The 12,548-nt window shown below is 67.9% G+C and carries 12 protein-coding genes and 1 pseudogene; 4 read left to right on the top strand and 9 right to left on the bottom strand.

Annotated elements, in window-relative coordinates; genetic code table 11:
• Nucleotides 1-11 precede the first annotated feature (11 nt).
• From G6N18_RS02620 to pafA, 4 genes are all read right to left on the bottom strand, one after another.
• On the bottom strand, nt 12-968 hold the full coding sequence (locus G6N18_RS02620) for a helix-turn-helix transcriptional regulator (protein ID WP_067222821.1): 957 nt from the start codon (nt 966-968) through the stop codon (nt 12-14).
• Nucleotides 965-1,954, bottom strand: coding sequence for a helix-turn-helix transcriptional regulator (locus G6N18_RS02615; protein WP_083000593.1), 990 nt, complete (start codon nt 1,952-1,954; stop codon nt 965-967). The genes G6N18_RS02620 and G6N18_RS02615 overlap by 4 nt, the downstream gene beginning before the upstream one ends.
• An 84-nt stretch (nt 1,955-2,038) precedes the next feature.
• A complete protein-coding gene (locus G6N18_RS02610) occupies nt 2,039-2,926 on the bottom strand; it encodes an endonuclease domain-containing protein (RefSeq protein WP_083000595.1) in 888 nt (295 codons plus the stop codon).
• Between the two features lie 132 nt (nt 2,927-3,058).
• On the bottom strand, nt 3,059-4,417 hold the full coding sequence (gene pafA / locus G6N18_RS02605; RefSeq protein WP_109749387.1) for a Pup--protein ligase: 1,359 nt from the start codon (nt 4,415-4,417) through the stop codon (nt 3,059-3,061).
• Nucleotides 4,418-4,574: 157 nt separating this feature from the next.
• Between pafA and G6N18_RS02600 the strand changes: the two genes are divergently transcribed.
• The 3 genes from G6N18_RS02600 to G6N18_RS02590 are packed head-to-tail and all read left to right on the top strand — an operon-like array spanning nt 4,575 to nt 7,323.
• Entirely contained in the window at nt 4,575-4,850 is a 276-nt protein-coding gene (locus G6N18_RS02600; protein ID WP_083000596.1) for a DUF7162 family protein, read from the top strand.
• Nucleotides 4,847-6,415 (top strand): alpha/beta hydrolase, encoded by a 1,569-nt coding sequence (locus G6N18_RS02595; RefSeq protein ID WP_083000598.1) that lies wholly within the window; start codon nt 4,847-4,849, stop codon nt 6,413-6,415. Before G6N18_RS02600 ends, G6N18_RS02595 begins: the two co-directional genes overlap by 4 nt.
• Before the next feature lie 20 nt (nt 6,416-6,435).
• On the top strand, nt 6,436-7,323 hold the full coding sequence (locus G6N18_RS02590) for an alpha/beta fold hydrolase (protein WP_083000600.1): 888 nt from the start codon (nt 6,436-6,438) through the stop codon (nt 7,321-7,323).
• Between the two features lie 22 nt (nt 7,324-7,345).
• Here the strand turns inward: G6N18_RS02590 and prcA are convergent, their stop codons facing one another.
• From prcA to dop, 4 genes are all read right to left on the bottom strand, one after another.
• Nucleotides 7,346-8,086, bottom strand: coding sequence for a proteasome subunit alpha (gene prcA / locus G6N18_RS02585; protein WP_083000602.1), 741 nt, complete (start codon nt 8,084-8,086; stop codon nt 7,346-7,348).
• Nucleotides 8,083-8,976 carry a proteasome subunit beta gene (gene prcB / locus G6N18_RS02580; protein ID WP_083000603.1) on the bottom strand — a complete coding sequence of 298 codons (894 nt, stop codon included), beginning with the start codon at nt 8,974-8,976 and terminating at the stop codon, nt 8,083-8,085. Before prcB ends, prcA begins: the two co-directional genes overlap by 4 nt.
• The gene (locus G6N18_RS02575; RefSeq protein WP_067223081.1) at nt 8,973-9,167 is read right to left on the bottom strand and encodes a ubiquitin-like protein Pup; all 195 of its coding nucleotides are present in this window, start codon (nt 9,165-9,167) and stop codon (nt 8,973-8,975) included. Before G6N18_RS02575 ends, prcB begins: the two co-directional genes overlap by 4 nt.
• 115 nt (nt 9,168-9,282) lie before the next feature.
• A complete protein-coding gene (gene dop / locus G6N18_RS02570; protein ID WP_067223077.1) occupies nt 9,283-10,779 on the bottom strand; it encodes a pup deamidase/depupylase in 1,497 nt (498 codons plus the stop codon).
• A gap of 67 nt (nt 10,780-10,846) precedes the next feature.
• Here dop and G6N18_RS02565 point away from each other — a divergent pair, with 67 nt between their 5' ends.
• Nucleotides 10,847-11,989: a hypothetical protein gene (locus G6N18_RS02565; protein WP_083000605.1), complete on the top strand. Its 1,143-nt coding sequence runs from the start codon at nt 10,847-10,849 to the stop codon at nt 11,987-11,989.
• Nucleotides 11,990-12,103: 114 nt separating this feature from the next.
• Here G6N18_RS02565 and G6N18_RS02560 read toward each other — a convergent pair.
• Nucleotides 12,104-12,467, bottom strand: a pseudogene (locus G6N18_RS02560) (hypothetical protein); the annotation flags it as partial.
• Between the last annotated feature and the right edge of the window lie 81 nt (nt 12,468-12,548).

Here is a 12,548-nt window from a genome sequence, read left to right as displayed (position 1 = left end):
TCGCGGCCAGTCTACTCGTTGACCCCGTACTCGCTCAGCGCCGCGGCGGCCGAGTCGCGTACCCGGGCCGCCAGCTCGGCGGGCTCGAGCACGCGCACGGCCGACCCGAAGCCGAGCACGAACCGGGCCATCCAGTCGTCGGAGGCATACGTCATCGCGGCCTCCCAGGCGCCGTCGGGCAGCTCGCGGATGACCCGCAACGGGTAGTAGTCGAACATCCAGGCCGCCGAGCGGTCGATCAGCAACGTCGCCGACGGCAGCGAGGGGTCAGCGTCGAACAGCGAGGTGTCCGGTTCCGCCTGCACGGCCGGTGGGGGCGGCGCCGACGGCTCGTCGAGGACCTGCGCGTCGACGATGCGGTCGAATCGGAACAGCCGCACTCCCTCGGCCGACCGGCACCAGGCCTCCAGGTAGCTGTGGTCGCCGACCAGCACGACGCGGATCGGGTCGACGGCCCGGCTGGTCAGCATGTCGTGCGACGCCGAGTAGTACTCGATCGACAGCGCGCGTCCGTCGCGCACCGCCTGCCGCACCGCCGCGGCGGCCTCACTCTCCACGGGCGCGGGCTCGTCGACCGCCGTGCCGCCGTGGCCCACGGTCCCCGCGGCCGACTCGATCTTCGCGATCGCGCTGCGCGCGGCCTCCGGGTCGACCATGCCCGGTATGTCGGCCAACGCCCGCAACGCGACCAGCACGCCGGTCGCCTCCGGCGAGGTCAGCCGCAGCGGGTGGTCGATACCTGCGGTGAAGGTCACTTCGATTGTGTCGCCGGAGAATTCGAAGTCGATGAGGTCACCGGGCCCGTAACCCGGCAGGCCGCACATCCACAGCTGGTTGAGATCGTCGCGCAGCTGGTTGACGGTGACGCCGAGGTCCGATGCGGCCTCGGCGTACGTGATCCTCGGGTTGGCCTGGAAATACGGCACCATGTTGAGCAGCCGCACCAGCCGTGTCGACACGGTAGTCATGCGCGATCCGCCTGTGCCCGCAACCGCGCCAGCACGTCCTCGCGCAGCGACTCAGGTTCCAACGCCACCGCGTCGGGCCCGTAGCTGGCGACCTCGCGGGCCAACCGGTCGAACGTGCCGATGTCGATGGTGATCACCTCACCGGCACGGCCGTTGTGCGTGTGCGGGGCGACCGAGGCGGCCCGTCGCCGCAGCGCGGTGCCCCGGCCCTCGGCGATCCACACCCGGGCCTGCCCGCCCGACGGCCAGTCCCCCACCGCGCGCCCGACGATCTCCCGTAGATCGACGTCGGGTGGTCGTCGTACCGCGCCGGGCGGTCCGATGGCCGTGACCTCGGCGCCGATCCGGGACAGCCGGAACGTCCGCACGGCGTCCCGGTCCCGGTCATGTCCCACCAGATACCAGCGGCCCTTGTCGGTGACGACGCCCCAGGGCTCCACCGTGCGAGTGGTGTACGGCTCGCTTCGCGAGGACCGGTGCGAGAACTGCACTGCCTGTCCGGAATCGATGGCCGACAACAGGATTCCCAGTACCTCCTCCGAGCCGCGCAATCCCGGCAGCGTCGCGGTCGACGTGATCGCGGGAGCAGCGTCGACGGCCTCGATGTCGATGCCGGCCGCGCGCAGTTTCAGCAGCGCCCCCTGGGTGGCGGTGATCAGCTCGGGCGACTCCCACAGCTGGGTGGCGACGGCGACCGCCGCCGCCTCGTCGGGCGTCAGTTCGACCGCGGGCAGCGCGTAGGCCTCGCGGTTGATCCTGTAGCCCTCGGTGGGATCGAACTGCGAAACACGGCCGGTTTCGAGCGGGATGCCGAGGTCGCGCAACTCGTTCTTGTCGCGCTCGAACATGCGGGAGAACGCTTCGTCGCTGGGGCTGTCGGAGTAGCCGGAGACCGTTTCGCGGATCCGCTCGGCGGTGAGGAAGTTCCGCGTCGACAGCAGCGCGATCACGAGGTTCATCAGCCGCTCGACTTTGGAGATCGCCACTCGGCTCAGCCTAGTGTGGATGGTCCGCGACGAGCGCTCACCCTGGTACGGATTTTCGCGTCGAAACCGTACGTGGTTGAGCGCTCACGCCGCCAACGTTCGCGTGAGCTGGGCACGGATGCGGCGGACCATCACATCGGGCTGCCTTCGCACATCGTCGCTGACGATCGACATCACCCCCCAGTCGATTTCTTCGAGGGCAGCCCTCTTCTGGCGATCCTTCCGCAGCGATTCTCGCGAACTGTGGTAATCGAATCCGTCGAACTCGACGGCGAACTTGCGATCCGGCCAGGCAAAGTCGACCCGCCACAACCGGCCGTCTCGGTCGAAAATTTCATGCTGCAGGACGGGGTGTGGTAATCCGCCGTCGAGCATGACGAGACGGGCCTCGCTTTCCATCGGCGACTCGGCCTCGGGTCGGGCCAGCGGAATGAGCTCTCGAACCGTCACGATGCCGCGCCTGCCGGCCTGTGCCTCAGCGGCGGCGAGCAGGTCGAGGCGATCGCACGTCTGACTGCGCAAGGCGGCATCGAGCGTCGCCAAGGCCCGCGGGCGGTGCAGGCTTCGCGCCACCTCGACCGCGGTCCAGCCCGGCGTGGTGAGCGGACGACCCCGATAGCTGGTGATGGGTGCGCCCTGCCGCCGATGCACTCGAAGGCCCGCCTGGTCCCGCAGAAGGCGGCTCTGCGGGTTGAGAACATGCAGGTCAGTGACGCTTTCGGTGTCGAAGCCGAAGATCGTGGCGGCGGTGCCCAGACACACGGCGACCTGATCACCGCAGCGGAGGTCCAACCCGTGCAGCCTAGTGAACACGTCGGGTGCACCACGGCTGTAGATGCCTGGGAAGATCTTGACCAGCTCGGCGGTCCTCAGTAGACGCTGCATACCGCGACGGCTCAGGTGATCCACGATCTGCGAATAGGTTGCGACTCCGCCCTGCACGGCGAAGACGGCGCAGAGCTCTGGCGGCATTTCCGCATTGTGGGTTGCGCCGCCGCGAAACCGCCAGCAAGGCCTGTGGATAACTGCCGAGCGCTCACCCTGGTACAGAATTTCGCGCCGAAACTGTACGTGGTTGAGCGCTCGCGCTAAAGGTCGAAAGGCCTACATCGAGGCGATGAGCCGCTTCACGCGCTCGTCGACCGAGCGGAACGGGTCTTTGCACAACACCGTGCGCTGAGCCTGGTCGTTGAGCTTCAGGTGCACCCAGTCGACGGTGAAGTCGCGACCCGCCTCCTGCGCAGCGCTGATGAACTCCCCGCGCAGCTTGGCCCGAGTGGTCTGCGGCGGTGTGTTGACCGCGGCCTCGATGTCCTCATCCGTGGTGATCCGAGTGGCCAGTCCCTTGCGCTGCAGCAGGTCGAACACGCCGCGGCCACGCTTGATGTCGTGATACGCCAGATCCAGCTGGCTGATCTTCGGATCGGACAGCTCCATGTTGTAGCGGTCCTGGTAGCGCTGGAACAGCTTGCGCTTGATCACCCAGTCGATCTCGGTGTCGACCTTGGCGAAGTCCTGGCTCTCCACGGCGTCGAGTTGGCGTCCCCACAGGTCGACGACCTGCTGAATCTGCGTATTCGGCTCCCGCGTCTGCACGTACTCCACCGCGCGGGAGTAGTACTCGCGCTGGATGTCGAGCGCGCTGGCCTGCCGGCCGCCGGCGAGTCGCACCGGACGCCGACCGGTCAGGTCGTGGCTGACTTCCCGGATCGCGCGGATCGGGTTGTCCAAAGAGAAGTCGCGGAACGCGATCCCGGCCTCGATCATCTCCAGCACCAGCGACGCCGTGCCGACCTTGAGCATCGTGGTCGACTCGCACATGTTCGAGTCGCCGACGATGACGTGCAGCCTGCGGTACTTCTCGGCGTCGGCGTGCGGTTCGTCGCGGGTGTTGATGATCGGCCTGCTGCGGGTGGTGGCGCTGGACACGCCTTCCCAGATGTGTTCGGCGCGCTGGCTCAGGCAGAACGTCGCCGCCTTCGGCGTCTGCAGGACCTTGCCCGCACCGCACAGCAACTGACGGGTGACCAGGAACGGCAGCAGCACATCGGAAATGCGCGAGAACTCGCCCGCGCGCACGATCAGGTAGTTCTCGTGGCAGCCGTAGGAGTTGCCCGCCGAGTCGGTGTTGTTCTTGAACAGGTAGATGTCGCCGCCGATGCCCTCGTCGGCCAACCGTTGCTCGGCATCGATGAGCAGGTCTTCGAGCACCCGCTCACCCGCCCGGTCGTGGGTGACCAACTGGCTCAGGCTGTCGCATTCGGCGGTGGCGTACTCCGGGTGGCTGCCCACGTCCAGGTAGAGCCTGGCGCCGTTGCGGAGGAAGACGTTCGAACTGCGGCCCCACGACACCACCCGCCGGAAGAGGTAGCGGGCCACCTCATCGGGGCTCAGCCGCCGGTGACCGTGGAACGTGCAGGTGACACCGAATTCGGTCTCGATGCCCATGATCCGTCTCTGCACCTCATCGAGACTACTGGTTGCCCGGCGACCACGTCGGGCAAGCCGCGCCGAAGGTGGACATCGGAGTTGACATCGAAGTTGACACTGTCGGCGCGGTCCGTCGCGGCGCCTGTGGATAACTTCGGCACGCTTGGCCCCGGTTCTGTCAGCATGAGCCATGGGGGAAATCGTTGAGGTCGACGTGTCGCAACTGCGCACCGTCGCCGACAGAGTCATGACCGCCGCCGAACGGATCGCCGAGATACGTTGGGCCGAATTGGATCCAGACGCCCTACCCGGTTCAGCGGTCGGAAACGTCACCGCGCCGGCGCTCGTCGCCGCCCGGCTCGCCGGGGTCGTCGCCGACATGCGCCGATGGGCCCTGGCCGCCGAGAGTTCGGCTGATGCGTTCGAGCGCACGGAGCGACGCAACGTCGACCGCCTCGGACGGTGACACGGCCGACCATCGGCCAGGCCGAAGCCTGGCGTCCCGAGGCGCTGCACCTGTTGGCAGCCGGATGGGACCGCCACGCCCGGCTCGTGTCGGCGCAGGCCGACACCCTGGCCGCCGAGTTCAGCTTCTGGTCCGGCGCTGCCGCCGACGCGGCACGTATAGAGGCGAAAACCGTTGTGGCATCGGCTGATGCGATCGCTCGCGCCCTTGTACTGGGGGCCGCCGCGGCGCGCGACGGAGCGGCCCAGCTTGCCTCGGCCCGCGCGGACGTCACGGCGTTGGTCTCCGCGGCCACCGCTGACGGGTTCGCCGTCGACGACACCGGATCGGTATCCGTGCAGTCGGGACCCTCCGAGCTGCTGGTCGCGCTGTCCGGCGGCGTCCCGGCCGTCGCCGCACAGATGCTCGCCGTGCGGGCGGCCGAGCTGACCGGCCGGCTCGGTCAGGCGCTCGATCGCCTGGACGCCGCAGACGCCGACGCCGCGAGCGATATCGCGGAGGCGTTCGTGCTGCCGGCCGCCGGCGACGCGCTAGCCGGGGGCGACGTCGTCGCGGCGTGGCCGACCTCGAGTCAGGACCGGATCGCCGAGCAGATCGCGGCGATGACGCCCGAGCAGCGGCAGCGGTTGGTCGAAGCGTTCCCTTCGCAGGTCGGTAATACCGACGGACTGCCGTGGGAGATGCGCATCGAGGCGAACCGGACCAACGTCGCACAGGCCGTGCTGCGTGAACGCGATCCCGACCGCCTCGCGCTGTACCAAAACCTGCTGGCCGAAATCGACGACCCGGCAGGCGAACACGGCCGCATCGACCGTCAGCTGCTGGCGTTCGATCCGGGCCGGGCGTCCCTGGTCGAACTGCACGGCGACGTCGCGTCGGCGTCGAGCGTCGCGGTGCTGGTGCCGGGTCTGAACACGACGATCGAGGGTTCGGCGGCGAATGCGAGGACCGCGCGCCGGTTCGTCTCGGCGACCCACGGCGACACCGCGGCGATCACCTACCTCGGTGGCCCGTTTCCGCGCGGCGACAATCTGGCGAGCGCGCTGGCGGCTGCGGCCGATCCGCGATATGGGCTCGCCATGGCGCCGCGACTGGTCGCGTTCAGCGAGGACGTCGACCGCACGGTGGACGCGACCGGCCGCCGGGTGCCGGTCACGGTCATCGGGCACTCCTACGGCGGGTCGATCGTGGGCACCGCGGAGTCGCTGGGACTGACCTCCGATCGCACGTTGTACGTGGCGGCGGCCGGGGCGGGTGTCGGGGTCGACGATCCCGGTGACTGGCACAACCGGAACCCGGATGTGCTGCGCTTCTCGATGACGCCGCCGGGCGACCTCATCGCGCTGGTGCAGGGCATTCCCGGCGGCCCGCACGGCGCCGACCCCGACGAGATGCCGGGTGTGATCCAGTTACCGACCGGACGTTACGACGACGGGCGGCCGATGGCCGGTCCGGGCGCCCACTCCGACGTGCTCAACGCTCCGTCGGATTCGTGGCGGGCGATCCTTTCGGTGATCACCGGCGATCTCGGAAGGGATGGCGCAACCTCGCAACAAGCGGGTTGACATCCGGCCAGAATGAGCCGATGTGGTCCCGCAGCGCTCCCGTCGACGGGTTCCGGCTCGCCTACGACCGGTACGGCACCAGGGGCGCCCCGCCGGTGGTTCTGCTGCACGGTTGGCCGGGCAATCGCCAGGACTACCGCCGGGTGGTGCCTCTGCTCGGTGACGCCGCCGATGTCGTGGTGCCGGACCTGCGCGGGTTCGGCGGCTCGGACAAACACGCCGTCGCGATCCGGCATTTCTACAGCGCCACCGCGCAGGCGGGCAGCGTCATCGGCCTGATCAAGGAGCTGGAGCTGTCGGAGGTGGTGCTCACCGGCTACGACGTCGGCAGTCGGGTCGCCCAAAGCGTCGCCCGCATGCAGCCGGATCTGGTGCGCTCACTGGTGCTGTCTCCGCCGCTGCCCGGCGCCGGGGACCGCGTCCTGACGGCGAAGGCGCAGAGCGAGTTCTGGTATCAGGCGTTCCATCAGCTGCCGCTGGCGGCGCAGCTGATCGACGGCAATCCCGACCTCGTCCGTGACTACCTGCGGCATTTCTGGACGCACTGGTCGGGTCCGAACTTCACTGTCTCCGATGATGATCTGGAGCGGCTGGTGTCCGACTACGGCCTGCCCGGTGCGTTCACCGCCTCGATCGCGTGGTACCGCGCGGGTGCGGGCATGATCGCCCAGTCGTTGACCGAACTGCCGCCGGATCGAGCCATCAAGATTCATGTGCCCACCGATGTGGTGTGGCCACGCAATGACCCCCTGTTCCCGCACGAGTGGTCCGATCGGCTGGGGCACTACTTCACCGACGTGGAGCTGTACTTCGCTTATGACGCAGGGCATTTCACACCGCTCGAGTGCCCCGAACAGTTCGCCGAGCTGATTCTCATCCGGGCTCGGCCCGCACCGGCCGCTGGTTGACCGCGTCGGGACGAGTCGGGAGCTACTCGCCTGGGCTCTCGGACTTCTCCGAAGTCGCCTCGGGTGGGAGCAACGATTCCAGTGCGGCACCGGTGATCCGGCGGAATGCTCGGCGCGGCCGGTTGGCGTCCAGGATGGCCACCTCGAGCGTCGACGGCCCTAGCGTGCGCTGTTCCGAACCGCCGTTGCCATCGGCCTTCAATGCGTCGACGGCGATCTTCACCGCGTCCTGCAACCCGGCGTTCTCGGTGTAGGACTCCTTGAGCGCCGCAGTGATCGGGTCGGTCGTACCACCCATCACCACGAAATGCGGTTCGTCGGCGATCGATCCGTCGTAGGTGATGCGGTACATCTCGGGCGGTTTGGTCTCGCCGTAGTGGGCGACCTCCGCCACGCACAACTCGACCTCGTAGGGCTTGGCCTGCTCGGTGAAGATGCTGCCGAGCGCCTGCGCATACCTGTTGGCGAGCTGGCGGCCGGTGACGTCCCGCCGAGAATAGGCATAGCCCTGGGTGTCGGCGAGCTGAATGCCGCCACGCCGCAAGCTGTCGAACTCGTTGAACCGCCCGACGGCCGCGAAACCGACCCTGTCGTAGAGCTCACTGACCTTCTGCAGTGACCGAGACGGGTTCTCGGCGACGAACAGCACGCCGTCGGCATACGCCAGCGCCACCACGCTGCGTCCCCTGGCGATGCCTTTGCGCGCGAGCTCAGAACGCTCGCGCATCGCCTGCTCGGGCGAGATGAAATAGGGAAAGCTCACGAATCTCCCCGCGCGTCTGTCGAACGGTGGACGGCGTCCGGGCCGAAGGTGTCAGCGCGCGAACGGTTTTCGATCACCTGCCGGGCGAACTCGGCGATGCGTTCCTCGGACACCTCCTCGGCGCCGTCGGCACCGATGATCACGGCGGTCGGATAGATGCCGCGCACCAGGTCGGGTCCGCCGGTCGCCGAATCGTCGTCGGCGGCGTCGTACAGCGCCTCGATGGCCACCCGCAGCGCTGAATCCCGGTCGGTCACCTGCGAATACAACTTCTTCATCGACGACTTCGCGAAGATCGAGCCGGATCCCACCGACTGGTAACCCTCTTCCTCGATGTTCCAGCCGCCCGCCGCGTCGAAGGACACGATCCGCCCGGCTGCCTCGGGGTTTGCGTCGTCGAGGTCGTAGCCCGCGAGCAACGGCAGCGCGACAAAACCCTGCAGGGCTGCGCCGAGGTTGCCGCGCACCATGGTGGCGAGCCGGTTGACCTTGCCGGAGAAGGTCAGCGCGATGCCTTCGAGTTTTTCGTAGTGCTCGAGTTCTACGGCGTATAGCCGGGCGAACTCCACCGCGATCGCCGCCGTCCCGGCAATGCCGGTCGCGGTGTAGTCGTCGGTGATGTAGACCTTCTGCACATCGCGGCTGGCGATCATGTTGCCCTGGGTGGCGCGGCGGTCACCGGCCATCACCACGCCGCCGGGGTACTTCAGCGCGACGATCGTGGTGCCGTGCGGCAGCGCATCCGTGGCGACGGCGTGCTCGTTGACGGGCAGGAGTTCGGGCGCCTGTCGGCGCAGCAGTTCAGAAAAGGACGACAAGTCCACGGGTACGGAGAAAGCTCCTGGTAGGGATGCGGGAAAGGCCAGCTGATCGCGGTGCGGCCAGGTCACTGTCCACCTTTCTGGACGTACGCGCGGACGAAGTCCTCGGCGTTCTCCTCGAGAACGTCGTCGATCTCGTCCAGCAGGTCGTCGGTGTCCTCAGCCAACTTCTCGCGACGCTCCTGCCCGGCGGCCGTGCTGCCGGTGGGGTCGTCGTCATCGCCGCCGCCACCGCCACGCTTGGTCTGCTCCTGAGCCATCGCTGCCTCCTGCGTATGTCATCGGCGGCTCACTGCTGCCCGCCGTCACTCCACATTACCGGTCGCCGCGCGGAATTCCTGCGATAGCGCGCCCCGTGACGTGGGTGAGCACAATCTACGTGGTGAGCTGTTCCACCAGCTCGACGGCGCTGTCCACCGAGTCCAGCAGGGCCCCGACGTGTGCCTTGCTGCCCCGCAGCGGTTCCAGCGTCGGGATTCGGACGAGCGAATCACCACCGAGATCGAAGATCACGGAGTCCCAGCTGGCCGCGGCGATATCGGCCCCGAACCGGCGCAGGCACTCGCCGCGGAAGTAGGCGCGGGTGTCGGTCGGCGGGTTGTCGACCGCGTCGAGCACCTGCTGCTCGGTGATCAGCCGCTTCATCGATCCGCGGGCCACCAGCCGGTTGTAAAGGCCCTTGTCCAGCCGGACGTCGGAGTACTGCAGATCGACCAGGTGCAGCCGCGGCGCCGACCAACCCAGGTTCTCCCGGTGCCGGAAACCTTCGAGCAGGCGCAGCTTGGCGGGCCAGTCCAGCAGGTCCGCGCAGTCCATCGGGTCGCGCTCCAAGAGGTCGAGCACCTTCGCCCAGGTCTCGACGATGTCGTTGGCACGGGGGTCCGGGTCGCGGCTGTCCACGAGCTTGGCCACCCGGTCGAGGTACATGCGTTGCAGCGCAAGGGCGGTCACTTCGCGGCCGTCGGCCAGTGCGACGGTGGCGCGCAGCGAGGGGTCGCGGCTGATCACATGGACGGCGTGCACAGGCCGGGCCAGCGCGAAATCGCTGAGCTCCATGCCCTCCTCGATCAGATCCAGCACCAGCGCCGTCGTACCGAGCTTGAGATACGTCGAGGTTTCGGACAGGTTCGCATCGCCGATGATCACGTGCAGCCTGCGGTACTTGTCGGCGTCGGCGTGCGGCTCGTCGCGGGTGTTGATGATGCCGCGCTTGAGCGTCGTCTCCAGACCGACCTCGACCTCGATGTAGTCCGAGCGCTGCGACAGCTGGAACCCCGGCTCGTCGCCCGAGGGACCGATGCCCACCCGGCCCGAGCCGGTGATCACCTGCCGTGACACCAGGAACGGGGTCAGCCCCGCGATCACGGCGGAGAACGGGGTCTGCCGACTCATCAGATAGTTCTCGTGCGACCCGTACGACGCGCCCTTGCCGTCCACGTTGTTCTTGTAGAGCTGCAGCTTCGCGGCGCCGGGCACGCTTGCGACGTGCCGAGCGGCGGCCTCCATCACCCGTTCGCCGGCCTTGTCCCAGATCACGGCGTCGAGCGGATCGGTGCACTCCGGCGCGGAGTACTCCGGATGGGCGTGGTCGACGTACAGCCGCGCGCCGTTGGTCAGGATCATGTTCGCCGCGCCGACCTCGTCGGCATCGACCACCGGCGGCGGGCCGGCCGACCGGCTGAGATCGAATCCCCGGGCGTCGCGCAGCGGTGACTCCACCTCATAGTCCCAGCGCGTGCGCTTGGCGCGCTGGATCCCTGCGGCGGCCGCGTACGCCAGCACCGCCTGGGTGGAGGTGAGGATCGGATTGGCGGTCGGATCGGACGGCGACGAGATGCCGTACTCGACTTCCGTACCGATAATCCGTTGCATGTCGCCAAGCGTAGGTGACGACGCGAAGTAGCCTGCGACCGTGCCTTCCGATAGGGCGGATCCTTCCATGATCGACGCGGCGCAACGACGCGCGGCCGACCGCTGGTTCCTCGCGCACGGGCTGCCGGCGGTGCTACGCCCGGGCCGCCTGGTGCGCCGGCTGTGGTCACGATCTGCGCCGGCCCTGGCGGGTTTCGCCGTTCTGATGGCGACCTCGGTGGTGGTCGTGGCGGTGACCGGCAAACATGCCGTGGACATCGACGGTCGGCCGACGCGTGCCGAGTGGTTCGTGCTGGCGTTGCTGGTGCTGGTGCTGCCGGTGGCGGCGGCCGTCGGCTGGTGGGTGTCAAAGATCGTGGCGCAGAGGGGCCGCCTGCTCGCCGCGGCGGGCGCCGCCGCCGTTTCCGTCGTCGGCGCCGTCTTCGGCGGCCCGAGTTCGTATCTGTCGAACAATCTGGTGCTGGTGGCGGTTTCGGTCGCAGTCATGTTGGCGCTGACCGCATCCGGTGTCGGCTCGATACTGGGTTGGGCCGCTCATGTCACGCTGAGCCATCTCGCCGCGGCGGGGTCGCTGCTGCTGCGTGCACTGCCCGTGCTGCTGCTGACCATCCTGGTCTTCTTCAACTCGCCGGTCTGGCTGATGGCGGCCACGGTCTCGCGCACCCGCCTGTGGTTGGCGCTGTGGTTTCTCGGAGCTGTGGCGGTCGCATTCGTCGTGTCGGTGACCGTCGACCGGATGCGGCCGATGATCAACGCGGCCGAACCCGACACGCAACACGTCGCGAAGCTGGATGACACACCCTTCGCGACGATGCCGGATCCCGCGGAGGTGAAGCCGCTGGGCCGCGCCGAGCGGCTGAACGTGTACTTCGTGCTGGCGGTGTCACAACTGGCCCAGATCCTGGTGGTGGCGGTGGTGACGGCGCTGTTGTTCTTCATGTTGGGTTTGATCCTGCTTTCCCCCGAACTGCTTGCGGCGTGGACGCGTAACGGGTCCAGCGACGGACGTTTCCTCGGCATGACGATCCCGGTGCCCGAGGCGCTGATCCAGGTCACGCTGTTCCTCGGCGCGTTGACGTTCATGTATGTGAGCGCCCGCGCGGTCGGCGACGAGGCTTACCGCGACCGCTTCGTCACCCCGCTGATCGACGGGTTACGGCTCACGCTGACTGCCCGCAACCGGTACCGGGCGGCCGTACCGGCGCGGTGACCGCCCCTCCCCTCCTGTTGACGCGAGCGTGCGTGTTTGTCGACGACACGCCGCGCAAATGCAGACATCTGCGCACGCTCACGCATGTACGAGTGTGCGTGTACTGACGGAGCCCTACGCCTGCACTGAGTAGCTGTTGGCGAGATCGTCCTCCGTGACACAGGCATCCTTGGTGGCGATGTCGACAACCAGCGGCGATGTGAGCGTGCGCGGTTGGTAGGACCATCCCGCGGGCAACGACAGCTTGTCGGCCAGGCCGGCAAGGTCGGCCAAGGACAGCGACGGGTTCACCGTCTGGCTGTACTTCTGCATGACCCAGCGCCTTCCGTCGGGGTCGACGAGTTTCGTATATCTCGCGTCCGACGTCGAAGGTGAAGACAGCCTTGCGATCCACGCGGTTCAGTTGGTACGGCGCCGGTTTCATCGAGGCGAGCTTGGCGGTGGCCTGCCGCAGCATCTCGATTCCGCCGAAGCTCTTGCGCTCCAATGTGTCTCGACGGCCGCGAGCGTGCGCAAATGCATGCGCAGACCGGCGTGTCGTGTGCAAGCACGCACTGTC

Source organism: Mycolicibacterium celeriflavum (assembly GCF_010731795.1).
Lineage (GTDB): Bacteria > Actinomycetota > Actinomycetes > Mycobacteriales > Mycobacteriaceae > Mycobacterium > Mycobacterium celeriflavum.
Note: the sequence above shows the minus strand (reverse complement) of the source record. Positions and strands in the feature narration are given on the sequence as shown.